We start from the raw sequence: 25476 nt of genomic DNA, 5'->3' as shown, positions 1-25476 counted from the left end.
CCGCCCGGTGCTCAGCGCGGCAGCCGCGGCACGGCATCGACCAGAGCCCGCGTGTACGGGTCCTGCGGTTTGTGCAGCACGGCCGGGGTGGCCCCCTGCTCGACCACGCGGCCGTTCTGCAGCACGAGCGTGCGATCACAGGCCGAGGCGATCGCGGTCAGGTCGTGCGACACCATCACGAGCGACAGGCCGTTCTCGCGGCGCAGCCGGTCGAGCAGCTCGAGCACCTGCACGCGCGTCGTCACGTCGAGGGCGCTGACGGGTTCGTCGGCGAGCAGCACCCGGGGGCGTGAGACCACGGCGCGCGCGATCGCGATGCGCTGGCGCTGCCCACCGGAGAACTCGTGCGGATAGCGGCGCGCGGTATCGGCGGGAAGTCCGACGGAGTCGAGCGCCTCGGCGATGCGGCGTTGTGCATCGGCGCCGGATGCCAGACCCAGCGAACGGAGCGGTTCGCCGATGATCCGGTCGATGCGTTGGCGCGGGTCGAGAGACGAGTACGGGTCCTGGAACACCGGCTGCACGCTCGCGCGGAAGCGACGCATCTGCGCCCGGTCGCGCAGTGCGAGCGGGGCATCCTCGAACAGCACCTGTCCATCGCGCGGGGCGGCGAGTCCGAGCAGCAGTCGCAGGATCGTCGACTTGCCCGCACCCGATTCGCCGACCAGGCCGAGGGAGTCGCCTTCGTCGATGCGCAGCGACACGTCGTCGAGCACGCGGCGGGACCCGTAGGCGAAGCCGGCACCACGCAGTTCGAGCAGGCTCATGCGCCGACCTCCCCGGCGTCGAGGAAGGCGTCGAGTGCACGGGCGCTGTCGACCAGCATCCTCGTGTACGGCTCGGCGGGCTCCTGCAGCACCTGCGCGACCGTGCCTGCTTCGACCACGAGTCCGTCGCGCAGCACGACGATGCGATCGACCATGCGCGAGACGACGGCCAGATCGTGGCTGATGAACAGCAGCGCCATGCCTCGTTCGTCGACCAGGCGTTCCATCAGCGCGAGCACCCCGTCCTGCACGGTCACGTCCAGTGCAGTCGTCGGTTCGTCGGCGATGAGCAGTTGCGGGCGAGCCGCGAGGGCGACGGCGATCGCCACCCGCTGACGCTGGCCACCCGAGAGCTCATGCGGGTAGGCGCGTGCGATGCGGGCGTCGGACAGGGAGACCTCGTCGAGGGCCGCGGCGACGGCGCTCTTCAGCTCTGCCCCGCGCAGCCCGAGGTGGCGACGCAGCGGTTCGGCGATCTGGCGACCGACCTTCATCAGCGGATCGAGCGCGGTGAGGGGCTCCTGGAACACGATCTGCGCGACGGGTCCGCGCAGGGGGCGCAGATCGGCGTCGCGGGCGTCGATCACCTGGTGGCCGTCGAGCAGCACCGAGCCCGACGCGCTGAGGGCATCCGGTAGCAGCCCGGTCACGGCCAGGGACGTCAGCGATTTGCCCGAGCCGGACTCACCGATCAGGCCCAGGCGCTCACCGGGCGCGAGGGAGAAGGCGACATCGCGCACGAGGGTGCCCGCGCCGGAGCGGACGGTGAGGCCGGAGACGTCGAGGATGCTCATCGGCTCCTCCTGCGGGTCGGGTCAGCCAGGTCACGCAGACCGTCGGCGAGGAAGTTCACGCCGAGCACGAGCGCGATGATCGCGACACCGGGAGCGATGGCGCCGACGGGGGCGGTGAGCACGGTGCCCTGCGCCTCCTGCAGCATCCGCCCCCAGGAGGCGTTGGGCGGCGGTGCCCCCAACCCGAGGTACGACAGGCTCGCCTCGGCCAGCACGGCTGCGCCGAACTGCAGCGCCAGGCTCACGGCGAGCGTGGGTGCGATGTTCGGCAGCACATGCTGGAACACGATTCCGAGCACACCGGTGCCGCTCGTGCGCGCGGCGGTGATGTACTGCTCCTGCAGCACGCGACGCGCGAGGATGCGCGTGAGACAGGCGACGACCGCCGACATCGCGAGTCCGATCGCGAGCACCGCCGACCACAGCGACGCTCCCTGTACGGCGACGACCAGCATCGCGAGCAGGAGGACGGGGAACGCGATCACGACATCCAGTCCGGCGGAGAGGGTGTCGTCGACCCAGGGGCGCGCGAATGCGGCGAGAAGCCCGACGACGGTGCCGAGGATCGCCGCGATCGCGACGGCGCAGGTGCCGACGATGAGGGCGATACGTGCGCCCCACATCAGCTGCGAGAACAGGTCGCGTCCGAGTCGGTCGGTGCCGAGCAGGTGCAGGGTGCTGGGCCCCTCGAGACGGCCGCCGCTGGTGTCGGCCAGCGGGTAGGGGAGCCAGAACAGGGAGACCAGGGCGATCAGCACGATGATGCCGGTGAGGACGATCCCGATCAGCAGGGTCGCCTTCGGCCGCCGGCGCACGGGCACGGACGCGGTGATCAGCTGTTCGGCGACGCGGCTCATCGGTTCCCCGAGACGCTCGTGCGCAGGCGCGGGTCGATCAGGCGCTGCACGATGTCGGCGGCGAACCCGACCAGCAGCACGAACAGGGTGCTGACGACGAGGACGCCCTGGATGACCTGGAAGTCATGCTGTTCGATGGCCGACAGCAGCACGCTGCCGAGTCCCGGAAGCGTGAAGACGCTCTCGACGACCACCGCGCCGAGAAGCGTCGTCGACAGTTCGATGCCGAGCACCGCGACGACGGGCACCGCGCCGTTGCGCACCCCATGCCGGAGCAGAGCCTCACCCATGCCGGAACCACCGGCGCGGGCGGTGCGCAGATAGTCGCTGCCGAGCACGTCGAGCGTCGCCGAGCGCACGTATCGGCTCAGGGAGGCGCTCATGACGATCACGATGGTGAGGATGGGCAGCGCGAGCGAGCGCAGTGCATCCGTCGGATCTTCCCAGTCCTTGCGGGGGAATCCGCCGGACGGCAGAGCACCGAGGCCGAGCGCGAACACCCAGACGAGCACCACGCCGACCCAGAACACGGGGACCGCGACACCGAGCTGCGCGAAGCCCGAGAGGGCGATGCCGTACCAGCGGTCGGATTTCACGGCGGCGGTGATGCCGATGACGAGGGAGACGAGCAGCGCGATCGTGAAGGCGATGAGGGTGAGCGGGAGCGTCACGGCGAGACGGTCGGCGATGTCGGGCCCGACGGGGCGCGAGCTCAGGAACGATTCACCCAGATCGAAGCGGAGCACCTGGCTCGCCCACGTCGTGAACTGCTGCAGCAGCGGCTGGTCGGAGCCGACCTGAGCGCGCGCGGCATCGATCTGCTCCGGGGTGGCGTTCACCGAGAGCAGGGCGTTGGCCGGGTCGCCGGGAAGCAGGCGCAGCAGAACGAAGATCGCGACCATCGCGACGACGAGCGATACCGCGAGGAACGCGAGGCGGCGCAGGAGGTAGGCGAGCATGGCTTCTCAGGATGACGTGGGGGATGCCGACGCGCGGCATCCCCCACGAACGTCAGGACTTGACGATGTCGTAGGCGAAGAACTGCGAGTTCAGGCCGTTGACCGGGTACCCGCTGAGATCGCTGGAGGCGACCACGATCTGCGGGTACAGGTACAACCATACGCTCGCGGCATCCGCGGCGATCTTCTCGTTGACCTGCTTCAGCAGGGCCGTCTGCTCGTCGGTCGTTGCGGCCTGCTCGGCCTGGGCGACCCACTGCTGCACGTCGGTGTCGTTGTAGCCCCAGTAGAAGTCGGGGTTGCCGTACCAGACCACGTCGCGGTCGTTCACGTGCTCCTGCAGAGTGGCCTCGAAGTCCTGCTCCTTGAACACCTTCGTGTACCACTCGTCGGCGCTGATCGTGTTGATCTCGACCGTGATGCCGACCTCGGCGAGCTGCGACTGCAGGAACTCCGCCACGGCGGGGTGCGGGTCGTAGCTCGGGGTGTCGAGCGTGAACGTGAAGCCGTCGGCGTAGCCGGCCTGCGCGAGCAGATCCTTCGAGAGCTCGACGTCGTAGGGATTCACGGAGGTGAGGTCCTCGTACCAGGGGTCGGTCGGCGGCACCATCGACCCGATCAGCGTGCCGTAGTCGCCCCAGATCGACTCGAGGAGCTTCTTCGTGTCGATCGCGGAGTAGACCGCCTTGCGCACGAGCGTGTTGTCGAAGGGGGCGACGCGGTCGTTGAAGGCGAGCAGCTCCTTCGTGGTCGAGGTGCCCTCGCTCACGACGTAGTCGTCGGAGTCGAACTGCGTGAGCGAGTCGGGGTTCTGCACACTGGTGATGACGTCGATCTCACCCGTGAGGAGGGCGTTGTTCTCCGCCGTCGCGTCGGTGAAGTACGTGTAGACGACCTCGCCGTTCTTGGCAGGCTCGCCCCAGTAGTCGTCCCAGCGCTGGAGGGTGAGGGTCGAGCCCTTCTTCCACTCGTCCAGCGTGTACGGGCCGGTGCCGTCTTCGGACGACGTGATGTCGCCGGCCTCGTCGTTCACGATCCAGACGTAGCTGAGGTTGTACAGGAACGAGATCGAGCGCTCCGACAGCGTGAACACGACCGTCTTGTCATCGGGGGTGGCGATGTCGGCGATGGTCTTGAAGCTCGACTTGCGGGCGGACACGGAGTCTTCGGCGGTGACGGCCTCGATGCTCGACTTCACGTCGGCGGAGGTGAGCGGGTCGCCCGAGTGGAAGGTCACGTCGTCGCGCAGCGTGATCGTGTAGGTCAGGCCGTCGTCGGACACCTGGGCGTCTTCGGCGAGGAGCGGTTCGACCTCGCCGTCGTCCGTGAGCCGGTACAGGCCCTCGTAGACGTTGCCGGTCAGCGCCTCGGTCACACCCTGGCCGCCGCCCTGCGTGTTGCTGAGGTTGGTGGGCTCGTACAGCGACCCGATGAGGATCGTGGCGTCTTCACTCGCGGTGGCGTCGTTGCTCGTGCCCGACGCGCAGCCGGCCACGAGGGCGAGCGTGGCGACGGCGCCGAGCGCGCCGAGGATGCGGGTTCTTCTCATGAGTACTCCAGGGTGAGCGAGTGCGGCGTCACGCCGCGTAGATGTCGAAGCCGTCGCGGAACACGACGTTCTTCTCGCCTGCTCGGATAGGCAGGGGGAAGCGGTTGGATGCCGGCGGCAGCGGGCAGTTGTACTGGGCGCTGAATCCGCACGGCGGCACGAAGGCGCGGTTGAAGTCGAGGACGACGGAGCCCTCGTCGTCGCGCAGCTGCACGAACAGGAAGCGACCGGATCCGTAGGTCTCCGAGCCGTTCGTCTCGTCGCCGAACACGAGCAACAGCGTGCCGCCGTCGTCGAACGCGGCGAGGGTGTACTCCTGGCCGTCGAGCTCGAGGCGGATGTCGCCCGGGACGACCAGATCACGGGTGCCGCCGTTGTCGCGGATGTGCTCGAACGACACGCGTCGATCACCGGAGACCGGGGTGAAGTGTCCCTCGAGCACCCACGCCGGGTCGTAATCATAGGTGTCGATGCGGTCGAAGGCGCGGATGGCGGGGGCGTCGGCATCCCAGACGCGCAGCCCGTGCTCCGCCTGACCCGTCTCGATGTTCGTGCGCTCGATCGGCGTCACGGTCACTGTGCCGGCCGCGGCGCGCTGTTCTGCCTCGACATCGGGGCGCTCACCGGTCCAGCGGGTCTCGACCAGGGCGAGGTTGCCGGTCGGCGACGTGACGGCGGCGCGGCGCTCGGTCTGCCAGTGGGTGTGTTCTTCTCGTTCAGACATCGCTTTCAATTCTCTTGCATGCAGAAGGGGGCGGGGTCGGGTTCGTCACCCGGGGTCACACAGGGCGGTGCTCAGTCGCTCGCGCCGTCGAGCATCGTTCTCGACGCGCGCGTCTGCGCGCGCAGAGCTGCGGCCAGAGCGGAGACGGCGGGCAGGCGCAGCGACTCGGGACGAGCGACCAGGTAGTAGGGGAGCTTCTCGGCGAACACCGAGGGCAGCAGCCGCACGAGGTCGTGGTGGCGGTCTGCCGCGAAACAGGGGAGGAGGCCGATGCCGGCGCCTGCTCGCGTGGCCTCGACATGCACGAAGACGTTGGTGGAGGTCAGGCCGTCCTGCATGCGCGGCACGAGTCGGCGAGGCAGGTCGAGGGCATCGACCTGCAGCATCGAATCGACGAAGTACACCAGCTGGTGCTGCTCCAACTCGGCAGCGGTGCTCGGCGTTCCGACCCGATCGAGGTAGTCGCGGGACGCGTACATTCCCAGCGTGTAGGTGCCGAGCTTCACGGCGTGCGCACGACGCGTCTGCGGCACCCCCACCACGACCTCGAGATCGAGACCGGCGCGATGCTCGGCGGCGCGCCGGGTCGCCGCGACGATCTCGACCGTGAGTCGCGGATGGTCCCTGCGCAGCGCGGCGACCGCGGGGGCCGCGATGTAGGCGCTGAATCCGTCTGTCGCCGACATGCGGACGACGCCGGAGATCGGATCCGGCGGTTCGGTGCCGCCGTCGAGCTGCGACAGCGCCGCTTCGATCCGGCCTCCCGTCTCTGCGGCGGACCGGCCGAGGTCGGTCAACTCCCACCCCGTCGCCGACTGTGCGACCACGCGCCCGCCGAGCACGTCCTCGAGGGCGGCGATACGGCGGGCGACAGTCGTGTGATCGAGTCCCAGATGCGCGGCGGCACTCGTGTAACGTCCGGTGCGCGCGACCGCGAGGAGCACGAGAAGGTCGTCGGCGCGAGGCCGCTTGACAGCATCCATTCTGCAATTATGCACAGTCGATGTGCAGCACTGGGCGTTGTTGCAGAGACCGCCGTGCTCGACACTGGGACGCGGGTGTCACCGGCGACACCCGAAGGAGACAGACATGACATCCTCAGTGAGCGCGGCCCCCACCGCCCCCTCCGCCCCGAACTCGAAGCTGAAGCGGGTCGTCGCGGCCTCCATGGCCGGCACGGTCGTGGAGTGGTACGAGTTCTTCCTCTACGCCACCGCGGCCAGCCTGGTGTTCGGCACCTACTTCTTCCCCGCAACCGGTTCTCCCCTCGACGGGATCATCGCGGCCTTCGTCACCTACGCGATCGGATTCATCGCGCGTCCGCTCGGCGGCATCGTCTTCGGGCAGATCGGCGACCGGTTCGGCCGCAAGCCCACCCTGCAGGCGACGATCATCATCGTCGGCGCAGCGACGTTCCTGATGGGGTGCCTCCCCGGGTTCCAGAGCATCGGCTACTGGGCGCCCGCCCTGCTGGTGGCGCTGCGCTTCCTCCAGGGCTTCGCCGTGGGCGGGGAGTGGGGCGGCGCCGTGCTGCTGGTCGCCGAGCAGAGCCCCGACCGCTCGCGTTCGTTCTGGTCGAGCTGGCCGCAGGCCGCCGTGCCCGTGGGCAACCTGCTCGCCACCCTCGTGCTGCTCGTGAGCTCATGGGTGATGAGCTCGGCCGCCTTCCTCGAATGGGGCTGGCGCATCGCCTTCTGGTTGTCGGCGGTGATCGTGCTGGTCGGCTTCTACATCCGCCGTCACGTCGAAGAGGCGCCGATCTTCCTCGAGGCCAAGGCGCAGGTCGAGGCGGAGAAGGCCACGTCGTACGGTGTCGTCGAGGTGCTGCGCCGCTATCCGAAGGGCATCCTGCAGGCGATGGGCATCCGCTTCGCCGAGAACATCGTCTACTACATCGTCGTCAGCTTCACGATCGTCTACCTGAAGACGGTGCACGAATACGACACGAGTCAGTTGCTGCTCGCGTTGCTCATCGCGCACGTCGTGCACTTCGCGATCATCCCGCAGCTGGGGCGTCTCGCCGACCGGTGGGGGCGTAAGCCCGTCTACCTCACCGGCGCGATCCTCAGCGCGACCTGGGCGTTCTTCGCCTTCCCGATGTTCGACACCCTCAACCCGGTCCTCATCGTGCTGGCCGTGACCATCGGGCTCTGCTTCCACGCCTTCATGTACGCCCCGCAGCCGGCGGTGATGGCGGAACTGTTCCCCACGCGGATGCGGTACTCGGGCGTCTCCCTCGGCTCCCAGGTCACCGCGATCCTCGCCGGCTCGCTCGCCCCGATCCTCGCGATCCAGTGGCTGCGCGACTTCGGATCCTGGTTGCCGATCGCGATCTACATCGTCATCGCCTGCGTCGTGACCGCCATCGCCGTGGTGTCGTTGCGCGAGACGAAGGGCATCTCGCTGCAGGCCATCGATGACGCCGATGCCGCCCGTGCGGCCGCGGCCTGACATGCGAAGGAGTACGACATGACCGATCTGCACGGACGCAGGGCGCTCGTCACGGGTGGGGCGAGCGGGATCGGGGCGGCCTGCGCCCGTGAGCTCGCTTCGGCGGGCGCCCGGGTCACGGTCGCCGATGTCGACCGTGCGTCCGCGGAGGCGCTCGCGGCGGAGATCGGCGGAGAGGCGTGGCACGTTGACCTCTCCGACCTCGGGGCGCTGGCCGATGCCCGCATCGACGTCGACATCCTCGTCAACAATGCGGGAGTGCAGCACGTGAGCCCGATCGAGGACTTCGCGCCGGAGCGGTTCTCCTTCATCCTGCGGCTCATGCTCGAGGCGCCGTTCCTGCTCATCCGGGCCGCCCTCCCCGGAATGTACGACCGGGGCTTCGGACGGGTGATCAACGTGTCGAGCGTGCACGGCTTGCGCGCCTCCGCCTACAAAGCGGCGTACGTCGCAGCGAAGCACGGCTTGGAGGGGCTGTCGAAGGTGACGGCGCTGGAGGGCGGGCCCCGAGGTGTGACGAGCAACTGCATCGACCCGGGCTACGTGCGCACGCCCCTCGTCGAGAAGCAGATCGCCGATCAGGCCCGCGTGCACGGGATCCCCGAGGAAGAGGTCCTCGCGACCGTGATGCTCACCGAGTCCGCCATCAAGAGGCTCGTCGAGCCGAGCGAGGTCGCCTCGCTCGCGCTGTGGCTCGCCGGTGACTCCGCGGGGATGGTCACCGGGGCCAGCTACACGATCGACGGCGGCTGGTCGGCCCGCTGAGGGCGTGCTTCAGCCGTTGAGGCGCTCGGTGAGATGCACGGTCACCTCGTCGCCGTCGCCCTTTCCGATGCGCGTGCGGATGGGGGCGGCGACCGGGAGCTTGTGGGTGCCGTCGCCGAGCGCCATGAAGGCGCCGCGGAAGGGCTCGCCGTCGATGGTGCCCGCGACCTTGACGAGTCCTCGTGTGCCGAAGATGGTCGCGGAGTCGTCCAGCTGCACGCAGGTCCAGGTGTCGCCTTCGCGAACCTTTCCGAGGGTGGCCGTGAATGTGATGTCGAGGGGGCTGCTCATGTGCCTCTCCTTTCGGTCAGACGAACGATCCGACGATCGCTCCGATGATGACGAGCTTGAGGATCCAGTCGAGCAGGTGCACGCCCGCTGCCGGCAGCGCGGTGTTCTCGTGCACGACGCCGCCCATGAGCAGGACGAGAGGGAGTGTGCACAGCGCCAGTCCGAGGAGCGACCCGGAACCGGCGCCGTGCCAGCCGGCTGCGATCATCAGCCCGGCCACGAGGCAGGAGACGATGAGGCTGCGCAGGACCACCGATGCCATCTGTGCGGCGGCGGGGAGGCCGGGTCGAGGAGTGCTCGTCCGAGAGATGAGCGCGGAGACCGGGGGCACGGCGTAGAGCAGAGCGCTCGCGATGAACGATGCCACCGTGGCGAGGACGATTGCCGGAACGATCATGTCGGCCTCCTTTAGTACTTGTTGGTACTCAAAGTATGCCCGACAGGGGAAACTGTCAAGTACTAAACTGAACGACATGACCGCGATGACTCGAACGCCTGGACGTCCGGCCGGTCGCACGGGCGAAGCGCTGCTCGATACCGCCCGTGATGTCTTCCTCGAGTTCGGATACGCGGGGGCATCGATGGACGAGGTCGCCAAGCGCGCCCGCATCTCGAAGGCGTCCCTCTATCGGGAGCATGCGTCGAAGTCGGCGCTGTATGCCGCCGTCGTCCGGCATTGGGCGCTCGCCGGCCGTGATGCCATGAGACCGGCTCTCGAAGCGGTGAGGGCGCATCCCGACCTGAGGGAGGGGCTCGTCGCACTCGGCGAGACGATGCGGGCCGGGATGCTGAGCGCGCCGGTGGTGGCGATGCGTCGACTGGTCATCGCCGAGGCGGCCGCGCATCCGGAGGTCGCGAGGGACTACCTGGCGCAGAGCTGGGACGCGAATATACGCAATCTCGCAGACGCGATGATCGATCTCTCCGACGCGCACGGTCTGACCGTCGACGACGCCGACGCACTCGCGAGCGAGTTCACTTGGCTGGTCGTGGGCGCACCTTTGAACGCCGGCCTCTTGGGTGTGGAGACAGGTGAGCCACCGGTGGCCAGAGCCGTCGATCTGTTCTTGGCGGGCTACCTCCCTCGCGAGGACCGCGGGTAAGCAAGCGCATTCGCCCGAATGGATGCAACGGGTTGCAACCTCGCCCGGTATACCATTTGGCCATACGCCCAGCAGCGTCAGTACCCAGCTGACCGTGGGCGGGGCGGCTCAGCCGTCATGCGGAGGGAGAGTGGATCTCTTTTCGATCCCGAGGGGGGATGGGGTGGGAGCTCGGTCCCCAGCCGGCACCCACCCCCACACTCGGCCCTCCGCCTCTCTCCGCCCGTCGGCTCAGCCCGGCTCGTTCCGTCGGCTCGGTTCCGTCGGCCTCTGTTCCGTCGGCCTCTGTTCCGTCGGCTCGGTTCCGTCGGCCTCCGTTCGGTCGGCTCCGTGGAATGGGTTCAGTACAGTCGGCTGACGATCCAGAAGCCGATGACCGCGATCACGATGACGACCGGCACCCAGGTGCCGCCGCGCTTGAGCCGTCGGCCCTGCGGCGCGACGCCGGGAGGCGGGGTGAGCAGCCCGGCCGGGGGAGCGAACGGCAATGAGCGAGTCGGCGCCGGCGCCGAGGCGAGCGATCCGGTCTCGGCCACGAGCCGCTCATCGCGCCACCGCGTCCATTGATCGAACTTCGTCAGCAGGGCTCCGACGGTGCCGAAGAGCCAGGCCCAGGTGGCGGGATCGAGGGTCGAGACCTTCCGTTGCGTGTAGAGGAACAGCCAGTCGTCGACGATCTCCACGTCGAGCTCGGCGGCGTTGTCGATGAACCTCGCCATGATGTCCGGCGTGAAGAGATAGAGGGCATCGCGTTCGTACCCCTCAGGGCAGTAGAGCGTGAAGTGCCGATCGAAGTCGCCCTCGAGGGACAGGCGCTGGCTTCGCTGGAACGATGCCGGCAGGTTCGAGCCGAAGCCGTTGTTGCCCGTGGCGTCGAGCACGATGTTCGGCAGCGGCACGTCGAGCTTCACGGCCACGTATCCCCACCGGTAGGTCGTGGAGTTCTTTCCCGACTGCACCGTGTACTGGTAGTTGCCGAACTCGACGAAGCGCGGGCGGGTGCCGCGGATCAGATCGGTGGACTGCCGTGCGCGGCCGAGATGGAAGATCATGCCGGGCAGGGGTGGGTCGGCGACCTTCGGCTCGTAGGTCATTCCGTTCGCCTGGGCGAAGCTGTGCAGTCGATATCGCCGGGCCTGCGCGTTGCGCACGCCCAACCAGATCATCACTCCCACCGCGGCGAGGAGGAGCACGATCAGCACGAGGGGGATCGCCGCGGCGGCGGGCGAGTCGCCGAAGGACGCCAGACTCAGGGTGACGCCGACGAGGAGCGGGAGCATCACGACCGCGAAGATCGCTGCCGCGACGATGCCGATCACCGTGGACGCCGTCACGCCGCCCGTCGGTCGCGAACGGAGTTCGGCGGCGAAGGCGCGCACCGCAGCGGGATCCACCGCATCGGTGAGCGGGCGCGCGTCGAAGGGCGGCTGCGGGGAGGTCACCGGTTCACCGCATCGGCGTCCCACGTGAGGGCGGCCCCCTCCGGAAGAGGGAGCGCCTCCAGCTGCTCGTCCGCGCAGAGCGCCTCGATCAGGGCAGACGAGCCGGCCACGATCGTCGAGTCGTAGTCGACCTCGCTCACCATCACCCAGGCACGATCCTCGGCCCAGAGGATGCTCGGGCTCTGGGCCGACGGCGGGAATCCGTGCTCCTCGGCGGGGACATCGCGCCACGGCACGTGCAGCACCCACTCCGGGTCGGCGAATGCGCGCGGCGGAGCGGAGAACAGCACGTGGTCGCGCCCCGGCAGATCGAGCCGAGGCCCCTCCGAGATCTCCCGCGAGAGGATGCCCTCTTGCCAGGTGGGCCGACGGAAGACGTTGTTGAACGGGTCGTGCGCGCTGCGCTCGAGCATCGCCTGATGGTTCGGATCGTCGGTGAAGGTCAGGAAGGAGCGGGAAGGCGTGACACCGAAGAAGCCCAGCAGCCCCCCTCGCCCCTCCCAGAGTGCGGCGAAACCGGAATCCGGAGTCCGCGTGTGGTCCACGAGGTGAGCGGCGATGGTCGCCAGAAGGGTCGGATCGAGCTCACCCTCCATCGGGGCGGTGAACTCGCGACCGTCCGGGGCGATCCGCGTGCGCCAGTCGCCGTCGGGCGGGGTGCGCACGATCCGCTGCCATTGCGCGAGCGGATGCAGGACCGTGCCGAACGCCGCGGCGGTCTGCGCCCAGGAGACGGGCTCGTCGACGAACTCGGCCATGAGCGCGCGCTGCTCGGGCTCTGGCATGCGCACCAGCTCGTCAGCCGTCGGGATCGTCCGGCCGGGCAGCGACCGGGCGATCGCCGGATGGAAGATGCGTGCGTACGCAGGGAAACCACGGGGCACCACCCCGTGCATGGTCTCGTAGTCTGCGTCGAGCCGCTCGCGCAGCCACGCTCCCGCCGAGGGATCGGACATCCACTCCATGCCCCCACGCTACCCGGCACATCGCGGCGCGCAGTGTCGGCGGACACCGGGCGTGCAGAGAGCGGCTCTAGGCTGACGGCGTGGAGACCGGGAGAGGGACCGTCGCACCGCGGTCCTCAGCCGCGCCGCGGCCCGCTCTCGCGTGGGAGCTCGCCCGCATTCTGATCGGCATCGCGGTCGTCGGGATCCTCGTGTACGCCTATGCCCTGCGCATCGCCGTCGGAGACGTGAATCCGCTCGACTACTTCGGGTACTTCACGAATCAGACCAGTCTGATCGCGGCGGGCGTCCTGATCAGCACCGGATTCCTCGGTGTGAGCGGCCGACGGTCTCCGTCCTGGCTCACCCTGCTGCGCGGCCTCGTGACCGCGTACCTGATCATCGTCGGCGTGATCTACAACGTGCTCGTCCCGGGCACCGGCTCGGCGCCGCCCTGGGTGAGCGTCGTCCTGCACGTCGTCTTCCCCGTGGTCGTCGTGCTCGACTGGCTGCTGGTCGGCGATCACCCGCGCCTGCCGTGGCGCCTGCTGTGGTTGCTGTTGCCGTACCCCGTGATGTGGCTGATCGTGGTGCTCCTGCGTGGCGTGACGGACGGGTGGGTTCCGTACGGTTTCCTGCTCCCGGAGCGGGGCCCGCTGTCGCTGCTGCTCCACATCGTCGTCCTGCTCGCCGCCGTTCTGCTCGCCGGAGTCCTGGTCTGGTCCGCCAGCCGATTCCGCGGCGTGTGGAGCGCCGGTCGTCGCATCGACCGCACCTGATCCGACCCGGTGCTGTGCTGTCCCGGGCCGGGCACTACGGTAGGAACCGCGTCACGCGAGCCGATGGTGGTGGGGGAGAGTCCGAATGCTGAATCAGGCCGAAGCGGTGTCCGGCGAGAGGGTCTTCCGCAGGCACCCGCTCCGCTCGGCCGTCGGGGCGATCATGCTCTCGGTGGTGCTCTCTGCGGCGACGCTCTTCCTTCTCCCGAGGTTCCTGCCCGCCACCATGAAGATCTCGACCCGCGGCGTCGTGGTGCTCGTGGTCGCGATCGCGCTGACCATCGCCGTGTTCGCCGGCTTCTTCTGGTTCCGCAACATCCGGATCGTGGTGCGTCCCCAGGAGGTCGAGATCGGCAAGGCGGGCAGTCGTGAGACGTTCGCACGGGCGACGACCGCCTTCCGCGCGAAGATCACCGAGCACCGCACGACGGACTCCCCAGCGGCACCACGCGTGCGTTGATCGTTCACAGCGGCGACCGGGAGATCACGATCGAGCTCCCCGGCTATTCGAGGCCGATGTTCAACGAGCTGATGGCGACGCTCAATCCGATCGCGCAGCCGGTGTTCGACGATCCCGTCGCCGCCGCGCGCGCCGGGGCCCAGCTGCCGACGCAGTTCGCGATCGACGGCGGGGGCGAGCGGCGCCTGGCGACGCGGATCACCATCGCCGCTGTCGGGCTGCTCGTCATCGCTATCGCTGTCGGGCTGCTCGTGGCGGTGCCCGGTTTCGTCGAGAGCGAGCTCTCGGCCCTCATCCTGCTCGCCCCGTTCGCGGCGCTCGCCGCCATCGGGTTCGGGATCGGGGCCGTGCAGCGACGACGCCTGGTGCGGTCGATTCCCGCCCACGTCTCCGTCGACGGTCAGGGCATCCGCATCGACGGCGTCGACACCCCCTACTCGCAGCTCACCCGCATCTGGCTGACTCCGCCCGCGTACCCGGTCAAGCGCCTCCGCCTCGAACGCGCCGGCGGCAAGGCCACGACGCACCTGCTCGCTTCCTCGCTCGTGGGCATCACGCCGGACTACGGCGATCTCCTCCTGGCGGTACGTGCCAGGACGGCGCATCTGCCCGGCCTGCTCTCCCTGGATCTCGAGTGACGGCGCCGGAGCAGGGGTCGGTGCCGGTGCAGGAGCCGGCGAGGTTCGCCCCCGAGTACCCGATCCGCACGGAGCGGCTGCTCCTGCGCCCGATCGCCACCGCCGATGCCGTCGCGATGCACGTGTACAAGTCGGATCCGGATGCCGTGCGATACGTGCCGTATCCACCGCTGGAGCTGGCCGACGTCGAACGGCGCATCGCCACCACCTGGTCGAACACGCGGTTCACGAAGGAGGGCGACGCTGTCTCCCTCGCCGTCGAGGAGCGTGCGTCCGGAGCCCTGGTCGGCGACGTGGTGCTGTTCTGGCGCAGCGAGAACGACCGATCCGGCGAGGTCGGATACATCTTCGACCCGCGGGCCACAGGCCGGGGCTACGCGACCGAGGCGGTCGATGCGCTCCTCGCCCTCGGTTTCGACGGCCTGGGCCTGCATCGCATCGTCGCGCGGCTCGATGAGCGCAACACGTCATCCGCGCGGGTCGCCGACAGGCTCGGCTTCCGACGCGAGGCGCGGTTCGTGGAGAGCGAGTGGTTCAAGGACGAGTGGACGACCCTGCTCGTCTACGCCCTCCTCGGCGACGAATGGCGCGGACGCCACGGGCGGAGATAGCGGTCGGAGATAGTGGGCGGAGATGACCGGGGCGGCGTGCGATCACTGATCGCACGCCGCCCCGAAGCCCTCCCGCTACTGCTTGAGCATCGCGACGGCGAGCTTGTGCGAGTCGTCGATCAGATGGGAGTGGTCGTCGTCTCCGAGATCGATGCGCACCCACTCGAGCGTGCCGGTGAAGCCGTTGCCTGCTGCCGGGTAGTCGGGCGAGACCGGCGAGGCCAGGTCGCAGCCGACATCCACGGTCTCGTCGAAAGTGAACTGGAACGGGATCGTCTTGTGCACGCGCCCTTCGCCGATCTTGTCGTCGCCCGCGTAGAGGGTGACGGTGCCGCCCTTGGCGAGTCCGCCGCCGTCATAGGCGAAGTGCGCCCGCAGCTCCTGCTCGCCGGCAGGGATCGGATCGTCGGAGCGGATGATGTCGACATCGATGCCGAGCAGGTTGTAGGCGAACGCGAGGCGGCTGTCCTTCGTGTAGAACGACCACCCGCCGTAGGCGCCGCCCTGCGCGATGAGCACGCCGTCGACTCCGGATTCGGGCACCGCGACGCGGGCGGTCACGGTCCACGACTTGTTCTTGATGTTGATGGTGGTGTTCTCGCTGAGGCGCTTCATGCCCGGGTAGAACTTCTGGGTGTCGCTCATCGAGAGCACCGGACGACCGGCGAGGTCGGGGTTGAACCGCTCGGCAGTGCGGATGTCGAGGGGAAGCACGTTGAAGCGCGCTGCCTGGATGAGGAAGAGCTGCTGCAGGTGGGCGAGCCGCTCCGGTTCCTGGTCGGCGAGGTCGTGGGACTGGGTCCAGTCCTCGTCGACGTTGTAGAGCTCCCATCGGTCGTCGTCGAGTCCGTGGTCCGATCCGAGCCACGGATCCTTGTGCTTCGCGACCGCCGTCCACCCCTTGTGATAGATCGCGCGGTTGCCGACCATCTCGAAGTACTGCGTGATGTGGCGCTCCTCGGCCTCCGCGTCCGCGAATGTGTAGTTCATCGGCGTCCCCTCGTAGGGGCGCTGCGTCACACCGTTCACGCTCGTCGGTTCGGGGATGCCCGCGGCTTCGAGCACCGTCGGGGCGACATCGATCACGTGCGAGAACTGGTTGCGGATGCCGCCCTTCTCCACGCCTCCATTCGGCCAGCTGACGATCGTGCCGTTGCGGGTGCCGCCCCAGTGGCTGGCGACCTGCTTGGTCCACTGATACGGGGTGTCCATGGCGTGGGCCCAGCCCACCGCGTAGTGGTTGTACGAACTCGGGGTGCCGATGTCGTCGATGTGGTCGGCCACATACTGCTCGGTCTCGACATCGTTCATGTGGTTGATCGTGAAGCCCTCGTTGGTCGTGCCGTGCATCGACCCCTCGGCGCTCGCGCCGTTGTCGCCGATGATCACGTAGACGAGGGTGTCGTCGAGGATGCCGAGCTCTTCATAGGCGTCGAGCAGGCGACCGACGTGATGGTCGGCGTAGGCGAGGAAGCCGGCGTACACCTCCATCTGTCGGGCCAGGGCGGGCTTGATCAGGTCGCTCATCTCGTCCCATGCGGGGATGCCGGGGCTGCGGTCGGTGAGCACGGCGTCGGCCGGGATGACACCGAGCTCGAGCTGACGGGCGAAGGTCTCCTTGCGGATCTCGTCCCATCCCTGATCGAACTGCCCCTTGTACTTGTCCGCCCACTCGGCGGGCACATGATGCGGGGCGTGCGTCGCGCCCGGGGCGAAGTAGGTGAACGACGGCACATCGGGGGCCAGCATCTTCTGCTCGCGCGTCCAGCCGATCGCCTTGTCGGTCATGTCGCCCATGAAGTGATAGCCCTGCTCGGGTGTGCCCCACGGCTCGACGGGCGTGGTGTTCTCGTAGATCGCCGGATACCACTGGTTGGTCTCGCCGCCGATGAAGCCGTAGAAGTACTCGAAGCCGTTGCCCGGGGTGGGCCAGCCGTCGAACGGTCCGATCGCGCTCGCCTGCCACACCGGCACCTCGTGGCACTTGCCGAACTGGGCGGTGTTGTAGCCGTTGAGCTTGAGGGTCTCGGCCAGCGGCGCGCAGCTGTTGGGGCGCAGGGAGTTGTAGCCGGGGGCCGATGTCGCGATCTCGGTGATGCCGCCCATGCCGACGGTGTGGTGATTGCGTCCGCTGAGCAGAGCGGCACGGGTCGGCGAGCACAGGGCCGTGGTGTGGAAGCGGGTGTACTTGAGCCCTGCGGCGGCCACACGCTCGAAGTTCGGGGTGTGGATCGGACCGCCGAAGGCACTGGACGCGCCGAAGCCGACGTCGTCGATGAGTACCACGAGGACGTTCGGGGCATCTTTCGGCGGGCGCACGGGCGTGATCGGCGGGAAGGACGTGTCCGGGTCGGTCGCGTCGTAGGTGACCGTGCCCGTGTAGGCCAGATCGGGGATCGGAAGACTGGAACGCTGGGGTTCGGACATACTGACTCCTACGGCTCTCGGCGAGCAGAGCAGCCCGCTTCGCGCTCAGCCTAAGCAGGCGGGTCCAGGGTGTCACCACCCGCGACGGGTGACTTTGCGGGTGAGTTTCGGCGGGCATAATCAAGGGTGTGACTGCGACTGCAACCCTTCCCTCCCTCGACGGCCGCCGATTCCGGATGGTGTCGTCCACGACCTCTGCGGTCGACCCGGAAGCCCCGAGCATCTTCGAGTACTTCGAACGTGACGGCGCCATCTGGGGCGGGTACGAGGGCGACACGGTCACCTTCGGCAAGTTCGTCGGCACCCGCATGGGTGACACGATCTGGGTGTCGTTCGTGCACGTGCTCAAGGCCGACGGCACGGTCGTCACCGGCGATGGTGAGAGCGAGCTGGAGCTGACCGACGACGGTGGCATCCGTCTCGTGGAGCACTACGAGATGCACGGACTCCCGCAGCTCAGCGTGTGCGAGGAGATCTCCGCCTGAGGCCTGCGCCTGAGTGACGGCGCCTCAGCGCGGCGGGAGGGCGTCGCGACCGGGAGAGGCGGGCGTCCACCGCGTCATCCCGAGCGGGATCTCGGTGTCGCGCTTCGGCAGGTCCGCCGGCAGCAGGTAGGGGCGGCGGATCACCTCGTCGAGCACGACGACGCTCACGACCGTGCGCACCTCGGGCAGCTGGGCGATCACGCCGGTGGAGAACTCGTGCACGCCGCTGACGTCGACGGCGCGGATGAGCAGCATGGCGTCGTGCTCGCCGGTGGTGATGGCGCACCACTCGACGTCGGGCATCTCCAGCACGCGTTCGCGGAACGACGCCCAGGCCTGCGGCATCACCGTGACGAACACGAGCGCGCCGATGGAGAGCCCCGCCTTCGCCTGATCGACGCGAGCGCTGAAGCCCGTGATGACCCCGTCGTGCACGAGCGACTCGACCCGCGTGTACGCATTCGCGCGGGAGATCCCGACCTTGTCGGCGAGTGCCGCGATCGAGACACGACCGTTATCACGCAGGACTTCGAGGATTCTGTACGCCGTCTCGTCCAAAGGGGCAGCACTTCGTCCAGAATGCTTCGGATCTTCCGCATTCTTACTGGACATATTGTTCCTCACATCCGAGGTTCTGGACAGAGCGTGTCGAGGTGACCCGCTCTTGCTGGACACATCGTCGCATATGATGCGAATCTGATCCACGGTCGTCCACATCGGTGGCGACTCACCCGAATGTACTCCTCGCCTCTGGAGGCCCTCATGTCGTCACGCCGTATCACGCCGGTCATCGCGCTCGGAGCCGTCGCGCTCCTCGCGCTCGCAGGTTGCTCGGGAGGGAACTCGGCGACTGGCGGCGGACAGTCCGGCTCCGACTCCCTCGTCATCGACACCGCGTTCTCGATCGAGACCACCGACCCGGGTCACACCTACGACCCGACCGGCAACATGATCGCGAAGGCCCTGTACGAGACCCTCGTCGACTTCGAGGGCTCCGACGTCTCGACCCCGGTGCCGGGCCTGGCATCCTGGGAGCAGAACGACGAGGCGACCGAGTTCACCTTCACGCTCGAGGGCGACCGCGTCTTCTCCGACGGATCGCCGATCGAGGCGAAGGACGTCGTGTTCTCGCTGCAGCGCATCCAGGGCATGGAAGACGCCAAGCCGAACTTCCTCCTCGGCGGCCTCACGATCACCGAGGTCGACGACAAGACGATCCAGTTCACGTCCGACACCCCGCTGCTGCAGCTGCCCGCGATCCTCGCGAACCCGGCTCTCGGCATCGTCAACTCCGACGTCGTGATCGAGAACGGCGGTGCGATCGACGGCACCGACTCGGCACAGAAGTTCCTCGACGGCGCATCCGCCGGCTCCGGCCCCTTCGTGCTCGACACCCTCGACCTCAGCTCGCAGGTCGTGCTGACGAAGAACGACGAGTACAACGGTGACGAGGCCTCCGACTACACGCGCGTGGTCGTCCGCAACGTCTCGGAGAGCGCCACCCAGCTCGCCAACCTCAAGGGCGGCGACTCGATGGTCGCGATGGACCTGAACGGCGACCAGGTCGCCGGCCTCGGCGACGACATCACGGTCGACTCCGTTCCGTCCGGCCAGACGATCTTCCTGCTGCTGAACCAGTCCTCGGCCGTCGCCGGTGACCTGGCGAACGTGAAGATCGCCGAGGCGATCCGCTACGCGCTCGACTACGACGCCCTGCTGGAGCTGGCCGGCGCCGGCTCCGTGCAGGCGACCGGCGTCATCCCTCCCGGATTCGAGGGTGCTCTCGACAGCGGCGTGGAGCAGGACCTCGACAAGGCGAAGGCCGCGCTCGCAGAGGCCGGCTACACGGGCCAGACCCTGAAGCTGCAGTTCCCGAACGACTACCCGGTCGGCGGCGTGGAGTTCACCCCGCTCGCCGAGCGCGTGCAGGCACAGCTCGAAGACGCCGGCATCACGGTCGACCTCGCCCCCGCGCCCTTCGCGACCGAGCTCGACGCCTACGTCAACGGCACCGAGGGCTTCGGTCTGTGGTTCTGGGGTCCGGACTACGCGGACTCCGCGAACTTCCTGCCTTTCGCCCCGGGCCTGAAGGTCGGCCTCCGCGCCGGCTGGGCCGCCGAGGCCAACCCGGAGATCGCCGGTATCGCGGCCGGTGCTGCCGCCGCGACCGACCCCGACCAGCGCACCGCCGCCTTCACCGACTTCGCCGAGGCGATGCAGGCCGAGGGTCCGTTCGTCCCGCTGATCGTGCCCGGTCGCAACATCTCCTCCGCGGACAGCGTGAAGGGTGCGGTGTACAACTCCGTCTGGGAGATGGACATCGCCGAGATCACGCCGGCCGGCTGAACGGACATCCCATGACGACAGTGGCGGTGCAGAGGCAGGCGCAACGGCGCCGGTCGCCTCTGATCGGATACCTGCTGCGGCGGGCCGGCACCTCCCTGCTCCTGTTGGTGGGCGTGACGATCGTCACGTTCGCGCTCACCAACCTGGTGCCGGGAGACCCGGTCTCGGCCGCGCTCGGTGAGGGTGCGTCGCAGAACCCCGCGACGCGTGATGCGTTCATCAAGGAGCATGGTCTCGACCAGCCGCTGTTCGTGCAGTACTTCATCTATATGGGGAACCTGCTGCGCGGGGACCTCGGCACGTCGCTGGTGACCGGACGCCCGGTCACCAGCGACCTCGCCACCGCGGTGCCGGCGACCATCGAGATCGCGATCGGGGCGATCATCGTCAGCCTGGCGGTCAGCATCGTGCTCGGCACGCTCGCCGCCTACCGCCGTGGACTCGTCACCGACCAGGTCATCCGGGTCGTGACTCTGGTGGGCCTCAGCGTGCCGACCTTCTGGCTGGCGCTCGTGAGCTTCTACGTCTTCTTCCTCGAGCTGCGCATCGCACCGGGCTCCGGTCGCATCTCGCCGTCGATCACCCCGCCGCCGCGCGTGACCGGGCTCTACACGGTCGACTATCTCCTGAACGGAGACGCCGTCGGCTTCTTCGACGCCCTCGCACACCTGGCTCTTCCCGTCATGGTGCTCTCGCTCGTGACCATCGGCCTGCTGACCCGCTTCATCCGCACCTCGGTGCTCGAGGTGCTCGGCAGCGACTATGTGCGCGCCGCACGCGCCAAGGGCCTCCCGGCCATGCGCGTGATCCTCGACTACGTGCTGCGTGGCGCCTCGTTGCCGATCCTCACGGTGGTGGGCGTGGCGTTCGGGGCACTGCTGTCGGGCACGGTGCTCGTCGAGTCGGTGTTCGCCTGGCCGGGCCTCGGCACCTACGCCTACAACTCGGCCGCCAACCTCGACCTGCCCGGCATCATGGGCGTCGGCCTCGTGGTCGGCATCATCTACCTCCTCATCAACTTCATCGTCGACATCCTCTACGGCGTGCTCGACCCGAGAGTGAGGATCGCATGAGCCGCATCGCCGCCGCGTCCCCCGCCGGGCGCTTCCGATTCCGCTGGCCCCGTGCCTGGCGCACGCCGCTGGGCATCATCGGCACCGTCATCGCCGGAGCGTGGATCATCGTGGCCTTCACGGCGCAGTGGTGGGTCCCGTATCCGCCGAACGCGCAGGTGCTGCCGCGTCTGCAGCCGCCGGGCATCGACACGTTCCTGGGCACCGACGGCAACGGACGCGACATCTTCTCGCGTCTGATGACCGGAGCCACCGTGAGTCTCCCGCTGGCACTCATGCTCGTGATCGCCGCCATGATCATCGGCACGCTCATCGGTGCGCTCGCCGGATACTTCGGTGGCTGGGTCGACGAGACGCTGATGCGCATCACCGACCTGTTCATGGCCTTCCCGACCGTGATCCTCGCCATGGTGGTCGCCGCCTCGCTCGGACCGTCGCTGTTCAACGCGGTGATCGCCGCCATCGTGGTGTCGTGGCCGCAGTACTCCCGCGTCACGCGCAGCATCGTGCTGGGGCTCCGGGGTCAGAACTACGTGATCGCGGGCCGCCTGCTCGGGCACTCGCCGGCACGCACGCTGTTCGTCGACATCCTCCCGAACATCGCCGGCCCCGTCCTGGTGCTCGCGACGCTCGACATCGGTGCGGCGATCCTGCTCCTCTCCGGCCTCTCCTTCCTCGGTCTCGGCGCGCAGCCGCCGACCGCGGAGTGGGGTTCGATGATCTCGGGTGCGATGCAGAACTTCGACGCCTGGTGGCTCGGGGTCTTCCCCGGGCTCGCGATCCTGACCGTGGTGCTGGCGTTCAACTTCCTCGGAGACGCGATGCGCGACGTGCTCGACCCCACGGCCGAGATCACTCACGAGAAGGCAGCCGATCACAAGGCTTCCGCGACGGGGGTGGCCGCATGAGCGCGCAGAGCGCTGCCGTGCAGCAGACATCGACGCTCAGCATCCGCGACCTGACGATCGACATCGGACGCCCGCTCGTGAAGGGTGTCTCGCTCGAACTCGAGGCCGGTCGCATCCACGGTCTCGCCGGAGAATCGGGGTCGGGCAAGACGCTCACCTCGCTCGCCGTGCTGGGGCTGCTCCCGCGGCAGGCGCGGACCGGCGGGTCGATCCTGCTCGGCGGTGAAGAGCTGGTGGGCCTGCGCCGTCGCGCCCTCAACCGGGTGCGCGGCAAGCGGATCGCCATGGTCTTCCAGGATCCGTCGGCCTCTCTGCACCCGCAGCTGCCGGTCGGACGCCAGCTCACCGACCACATGCGGGTGCACCTCGGACTCAAGGGCGCCGCCGCACGGGCGCGGGCGGTCGAGCTGCTCGAGACCGTGCAGGTGCCGAACCCCGCCGAGGCACTGAAGCGCTATCCGCACCAGTTCTCCGGCGGCCAGCGTCAGCGCATCGCGATCGCATGCGCCCTGGCCTGCGACCCCGAGGTGCTGCTGGCGGACGAGCCCACCACGGCTCTCGACGTCACGGTGCAGGCCGGCATCCTGAAGCTGCTGCGCGACCTGGCGGTCGAACGCAACCTGGCCGTGCTGCTCGTGACGCACGACCTGGGCGTGATGAGCGCGATCGCCGACCGGGTCGCCGTCATGAAGGACGGCCGGATCGTGGAGCTCGCCGATCGCGAGACGCTGTTCCGCGATCCCCAGCACGAGTACACGCGCATGCTGCTCGCGGCCCTGCCGGGGTCGCGCATCGACGAGGCACCGGAAGGGCAGGCCGCAGATGAGTGAGGTCTCCGTCCTCGATGCGCAGGACGTGGTCGTGCGCTACCCGGGCAACCCGCCGGTGATCGCCGTGAACGGCGTGTCGATCAGCGTCGCCGCCGGGGAGACCGTGGCCCTGGTGGGCGAGTCCGGCAGCGGCAAGTCCAGTCTCGCCCGTGCCGTCGTCGGCATCGAGAAGACCGCCGCAGGGACCGTGCTGTTCCGCGATGCTCCGGTGTCGCCGCTCGGCATCCGCCGTCGCTCGATCGCCCTCACCGGCATCCAGATGGTGTTCCAGGATCCGGCGACCTCGCTGAATCCGCGGCGCCGGGTCGGCGACCAGATCGCCGACGGCATCGCCACCGCCCGCGCCCGTGGCGCCGAAGGATCGACCGTGGACGAGTGGCTCGAGCGCGTCGGTCTGCCGACCACCGTGAGCACACGCTTCCCGCATCAGTTCTCGGGCGGGCAGAAACAGCGCATCGCGATCGCCAGGGCCTTGGCCGCTCGTCCCTCGCTCCTGGTGGCGGATGAGCCGATCTCAGCGCTCGATGCGTCCACGCAGACGAGCGTCGCCGGCCTGATGCGTGACCTGGTGGCGGAGTCGGGAGCGGGCATGCTGTTCATCTCGCACGACCTCGCCGTGGTCCGCCGCATCGCCGACCGCACGTTCGTGATGTTCGGCGGACGCGTGCTCGAGTCGGGTCCGACCGATCAGCTCTGGGCCGCACCGCGGCACCCCTATACACAGGCGCTGCTCGCGGCGATCCCCGAGCCCGACGGCGCGGGTCGCATCCCCGCCGCCCCGTCGGTCGACGACCGCACGGTGTGGGCGGAGATCCCGCCGGTCATGTACTGAGAACTCTCCGCGCTCACCCGTGCTCCGCTCGCGCGTGTGCTCCGAGCGCCCCGGCCGTGACAGGACCGTGCGGGCCGAGGCTGCAGCCCCGGCCCGCACGGGTCAGCGGCGTCAGAGCGGTGCGACGATGTCCTGCTTCACGTCCCACTCGGTGACTTCCTGAACGCTCTCGATCTTCTGGCCCTCGACCTCAGTGGAGGCGTTGGCCGCGAGCACCACATAGTCGCTCGTGACCTCGAAGAGCATCGTGACGGTCGATCCCTGCGACTCGGTCGTGCCGCTGAGCAGGTACACGTCCTGGCCCAGGCGCGAGCCCGTGCCGGTGACCGTGTATTCGCCGGAGAGCGTGTCGGCCACGCCCATCGGGTCGGAGGCGTCGACGGCCTTCGCGGCGGTGCTGAGCGTGCTGATCTCCTGGTCGGTGGAGTTCTCGTCGGCGACCTGCCACTCGCCGGTGGTGGATTTCACCCAGGCGTCGTCGCCGATCACGATGACCGAGCCGAAGCTGGTGCTGGTCTCGACGGCCTTGTCGGCCGGGTTGTAGCGGGTGGTCGACTCCATGCCCAGAGTCGTCATCGTCGCCGAGAATCCGGCGGTGTCGGTCATCGCCGCCGTCACGCACTCCGCCAGCGTGGAGCCGTCGACGGTCGCGCCCTCCTTCAGCTCGGGGCAGTCCGTCTTCGGCGCTTCCGCCTCCTGCGATGCCCCGGAGTCGGGCTTCTTCTCGGCTGTCGTGTCCGATCCGCCCCCTGCACATCCCGTGAGCAGCACGGCGGCGGCGAGAATGACGCCGACCCCCCATTTGTTGACGCGCATCGCGTCCCCCCTCAGGTCGAGATGCCCGATGACCGTCATCGGGCACTCGTCCCAGCATGCCAAACGTCGCAGAGGTTCTCGCGAGCCGCAGTCGTGGTGTCGGGCGTCATTCGCGGCGGACGCGTGATTCCGCTAGACTGTCGAGGTTGTCTGCCTTGCGGCGTCCATTCGGGATTCCAGAGGCGGGCACGTGCACACACCCTCCTGCTCCCGGGAAAGTCCCGAGAGCCGTTCTAGTCCGAAGGAGGTGGGTAAGTGACGCACCAGTACGAACTCATGGTCATTCTGACCCCCGAGATCGACGAGCGCCAGGTCGCCCCGACGCTCGACAAGTTCCTGAAGGTCATCACCAACGATGGTGGCTCTATCGAGAACGTCGACATCTGGGGAAAGCGCCGTCTCGCATACGAGATCCAGAAGAAGACCGAGGGCATCTACGCCGTCGTCAACTTCACCGCGACCAGCGCCGCCACGCAGGAGCTCGACCGTCAGCTGAAGCTGAACGAGCAGATCATGCGCACCAAGGTGCTCCGCGCCGAAGAGGCTCAGGCGATGATCGCCTCCGAGGCCAAGCGCTCCGAAGAGAAGGCTGCCCGCAAGGCCGCCAAGGCTGCGAAGGCCTAAG

Annotated in this window: 28 protein-coding genes; 14 read left to right on the top strand and 14 right to left on the bottom strand. The window is 68.5% G+C overall.

Features of this window, described 5'->3' with window-relative positions:
- Positions 1–11 precede the first annotated feature (11 nt).
- The 7 genes from ABDC25_RS18740 to ABDC25_RS18710 all read right to left on the bottom strand — a co-directional run bounded on the left by ABDC25_RS18740 (position 12) and on the right by ABDC25_RS18710 (position 6633).
- A complete protein-coding gene (locus ABDC25_RS18740; protein ID WP_021201423.1) occupies positions 12–767 on the bottom strand; it encodes an ATP-binding cassette domain-containing protein in 756 nt (251 codons plus the stop codon).
- Positions 764–1561 (bottom strand): ABC transporter ATP-binding protein, encoded by a 798-nt coding sequence (locus ABDC25_RS18735; protein WP_347124135.1) that lies wholly within the window; start codon positions 1559–1561, stop codon positions 764–766. The genes ABDC25_RS18740 and ABDC25_RS18735 overlap by 4 nt, the downstream gene beginning before the upstream one ends.
- The gene (locus tag ABDC25_RS18730; RefSeq protein ID WP_347124133.1) at positions 1558–2418 is read right to left on the bottom strand and encodes an ABC transporter permease; all 861 of its coding nucleotides are present in this window, start codon (positions 2416–2418) and stop codon (positions 1558–1560) included. The genes ABDC25_RS18735 and ABDC25_RS18730 overlap by 4 nt, the downstream gene beginning before the upstream one ends.
- Positions 2415–3377 carry an ABC transporter permease gene (locus ABDC25_RS18725; RefSeq protein WP_347124131.1) on the bottom strand — a complete coding sequence of 321 codons (963 nt, stop codon included), beginning with the start codon at positions 3375–3377 and terminating at the stop codon, positions 2415–2417. Before ABDC25_RS18725 ends, ABDC25_RS18730 begins: the two co-directional genes overlap by 4 nt.
- 52 nt (positions 3378–3429) lie before the next feature.
- Entirely contained in the window at positions 3430–4926 is a 1497-nt protein-coding gene (locus ABDC25_RS18720; RefSeq protein WP_347124129.1) for an ABC transporter substrate-binding protein, read from the bottom strand.
- A 28-nt stretch (positions 4927–4954) separates the two neighbouring features.
- Positions 4955–5650, bottom strand: coding sequence for a DUF1684 domain-containing protein (locus ABDC25_RS18715; protein ID WP_021201428.1), 696 nt, complete (start codon positions 5648–5650; stop codon positions 4955–4957).
- Between the two features lie 71 nt (positions 5651–5721).
- The gene (locus ABDC25_RS18710; RefSeq protein ID WP_021201429.1) at positions 5722–6633 is read right to left on the bottom strand and encodes a LysR family transcriptional regulator; all 912 of its coding nucleotides are present in this window, start codon (positions 6631–6633) and stop codon (positions 5722–5724) included.
- Positions 6634–6739: 106 nt separating this feature from the next.
- Between ABDC25_RS18710 and ABDC25_RS18705 the strand changes: the two genes are divergently transcribed.
- Entirely contained in the window at positions 6740–8101 is a 1362-nt protein-coding gene (locus ABDC25_RS18705) for an MFS transporter (protein WP_036271975.1), read from the top strand.
- An 18-nt stretch (positions 8102–8119) separates the two neighbouring features.
- Entirely contained in the window at positions 8120–8866 is a 747-nt protein-coding gene (locus ABDC25_RS18700; RefSeq protein WP_029260791.1) for a 3-hydroxybutyrate dehydrogenase, read from the top strand.
- A gap of 9 nt (positions 8867–8875) precedes the next feature.
- Here ABDC25_RS18700 and ABDC25_RS18695 read toward each other — a convergent pair whose 3' ends face one another.
- Positions 8876–9157, bottom strand: a complete 282-nt coding sequence (locus ABDC25_RS18695) for a DUF1905 domain-containing protein (RefSeq protein ID WP_021201433.1) — start codon at positions 9155–9157, stop codon at positions 8876–8878.
- A gap of 16 nt (positions 9158–9173) precedes the next feature.
- Positions 9174–9554 carry a DUF1761 domain-containing protein gene (locus ABDC25_RS18690; RefSeq protein WP_021201434.1) on the bottom strand — a complete coding sequence of 127 codons (381 nt, stop codon included), beginning with the start codon at positions 9552–9554 and terminating at the stop codon, positions 9174–9176.
- Between the two features lie 76 nt (positions 9555–9630).
- On the opposite strand from ABDC25_RS18690, the gene ABDC25_RS18685 reads away from it, so the two are divergent.
- Positions 9631–10260 carry a TetR/AcrR family transcriptional regulator gene (locus tag ABDC25_RS18685; protein ID WP_021201435.1) on the top strand — a complete coding sequence of 210 codons (630 nt, stop codon included), beginning with the start codon at positions 9631–9633 and terminating at the stop codon, positions 10258–10260.
- A gap of 341 nt (positions 10261–10601) precedes the next feature.
- Here the strand turns inward: ABDC25_RS18685 and ABDC25_RS18680 are convergent, their stop codons facing one another.
- Entirely contained in the window at positions 10602–11702 is a 1101-nt protein-coding gene (locus tag ABDC25_RS18680) for a hypothetical protein (protein WP_021201436.1), read from the bottom strand.
- The gene (locus ABDC25_RS18675) at positions 11699–12667 is read right to left on the bottom strand and encodes a hypothetical protein (RefSeq protein ID WP_347124124.1); all 969 of its coding nucleotides are present in this window, start codon (positions 12665–12667) and stop codon (positions 11699–11701) included. Before ABDC25_RS18675 ends, ABDC25_RS18680 begins: the two co-directional genes overlap by 4 nt.
- 80 nt (positions 12668–12747) lie before the next feature.
- Here ABDC25_RS18675 and ABDC25_RS18670 point away from each other — a divergent pair, with 80 nt between their 5' ends.
- The 4 genes from ABDC25_RS18670 (at position 12748) to ABDC25_RS18655 (ending at position 15134) form a co-directional block, all read left to right on the top strand.
- The gene (locus tag ABDC25_RS18670; protein WP_347124122.1) at positions 12748–13425 is read left to right on the top strand and encodes a Pr6Pr family membrane protein; all 678 of its coding nucleotides are present in this window, start codon (positions 12748–12750) and stop codon (positions 13423–13425) included.
- Between the two features lie 85 nt (positions 13426–13510).
- Positions 13511–13885 (top strand): hypothetical protein, encoded by a 375-nt coding sequence (locus tag ABDC25_RS18665; RefSeq protein WP_347124120.1) that lies wholly within the window; start codon positions 13511–13513, stop codon positions 13883–13885.
- A complete protein-coding gene (locus ABDC25_RS18660) occupies positions 13882–14523 on the top strand; it encodes a hypothetical protein (protein ID WP_347124118.1) in 642 nt (213 codons plus the stop codon). Before ABDC25_RS18665 ends, ABDC25_RS18660 begins: the two co-directional genes overlap by 4 nt.
- Positions 14520–15134 carry a GNAT family protein gene (locus tag ABDC25_RS18655; protein ID WP_347124116.1) on the top strand — a complete coding sequence of 205 codons (615 nt, stop codon included), beginning with the start codon at positions 14520–14522 and terminating at the stop codon, positions 15132–15134. Before ABDC25_RS18660 ends, ABDC25_RS18655 begins: the two co-directional genes overlap by 4 nt.
- A gap of 75 nt (positions 15135–15209) precedes the next feature.
- On the opposite strand, the gene ABDC25_RS18650 is transcribed toward ABDC25_RS18655, so the two are convergent.
- Positions 15210–17561, bottom strand: coding sequence for an arylsulfatase (locus ABDC25_RS18650; RefSeq protein ID WP_347124114.1), 2352 nt, complete (start codon positions 17559–17561; stop codon positions 15210–15212).
- A gap of 128 nt (positions 17562–17689) precedes the next feature.
- On the opposite strand from ABDC25_RS18650, the gene ABDC25_RS18645 reads away from it, so the two are divergent.
- Positions 17690–18046 carry a hypothetical protein gene (locus tag ABDC25_RS18645; RefSeq protein WP_235045254.1) on the top strand — a complete coding sequence of 119 codons (357 nt, stop codon included), beginning with the start codon at positions 17690–17692 and terminating at the stop codon, positions 18044–18046.
- A gap of 24 nt (positions 18047–18070) precedes the next feature.
- Here the strand turns inward: ABDC25_RS18645 and ABDC25_RS18640 are convergent, their stop codons facing one another.
- Positions 18071–18604: an Lrp/AsnC family transcriptional regulator gene (locus tag ABDC25_RS18640; RefSeq protein WP_021201443.1), complete on the bottom strand. Its 534-nt coding sequence runs from the start codon at positions 18602–18604 to the stop codon at positions 18071–18073.
- Positions 18605–18808: 204 nt separating this feature from the next.
- Between ABDC25_RS18640 and ABDC25_RS18635 the strand changes: the two genes are divergently transcribed.
- The 5 genes from ABDC25_RS18635 to ABDC25_RS18615 are packed head-to-tail and all read left to right on the top strand — an operon-like array spanning position 18809 to position 24035.
- On the top strand, positions 18809–20392 hold the full coding sequence (locus ABDC25_RS18635; RefSeq protein WP_347124111.1) for an ABC transporter substrate-binding protein: 1584 nt from the start codon (positions 18809–18811) through the stop codon (positions 20390–20392).
- An 11-nt stretch (positions 20393–20403) separates the two neighbouring features.
- Positions 20404–21465, top strand: coding sequence for an ABC transporter permease (locus ABDC25_RS18630; protein WP_029260780.1), 1062 nt, complete (start codon positions 20404–20406; stop codon positions 21463–21465).
- Complete coding sequence (locus ABDC25_RS18625; RefSeq protein WP_021201446.1) at positions 21462–22373, top strand: ABC transporter permease; 912 nt, start codon at positions 21462–21464, stop codon at positions 22371–22373. Before ABDC25_RS18630 ends, ABDC25_RS18625 begins: the two co-directional genes overlap by 4 nt.
- Positions 22370–23203, top strand: coding sequence for an ABC transporter ATP-binding protein (locus ABDC25_RS18620; RefSeq protein WP_021201447.1), 834 nt, complete (start codon positions 22370–22372; stop codon positions 23201–23203). Before ABDC25_RS18625 ends, ABDC25_RS18620 begins: the two co-directional genes overlap by 4 nt.
- Positions 23196–24035 carry an ABC transporter ATP-binding protein gene (locus ABDC25_RS18615; RefSeq protein ID WP_021201448.1) on the top strand — a complete coding sequence of 280 codons (840 nt, stop codon included), beginning with the start codon at positions 23196–23198 and terminating at the stop codon, positions 24033–24035. Before ABDC25_RS18620 ends, ABDC25_RS18615 begins: the two co-directional genes overlap by 8 nt.
- A 111-nt stretch (positions 24036–24146) precedes the next feature.
- On the opposite strand, the gene ABDC25_RS18610 is transcribed toward ABDC25_RS18615, so the two are convergent.
- Positions 24147–24851 (bottom strand): hypothetical protein, encoded by a 705-nt coding sequence (locus ABDC25_RS18610; RefSeq protein WP_235045255.1) that lies wholly within the window; start codon positions 24849–24851, stop codon positions 24147–24149.
- A 255-nt stretch (positions 24852–25106) separates the two neighbouring features.
- Here ABDC25_RS18610 and rpsF point away from each other — a divergent pair, with 255 nt between their 5' ends.
- Positions 25107–25475: a 30S ribosomal protein S6 gene (rpsF, locus tag ABDC25_RS18605; protein ID WP_021201450.1), complete on the top strand. Its 369-nt coding sequence runs from the start codon at positions 25107–25109 to the stop codon at positions 25473–25475.
- Position 25476 lies beyond the last annotated feature (1 nt).

The sequence above is a fragment of the Microbacterium sp. SY138 genome (assembly GCF_039729145.1).
GTDB classification, from domain to species: domain Bacteria; phylum Actinomycetota; class Actinomycetes; order Actinomycetales; family Microbacteriaceae; genus Microbacterium; species Microbacterium maritypicum_A.
The sequence above is the reverse complement of the archived record's forward strand: the minus strand, read 5'-3'. Positions and strand labels throughout refer to the sequence as shown.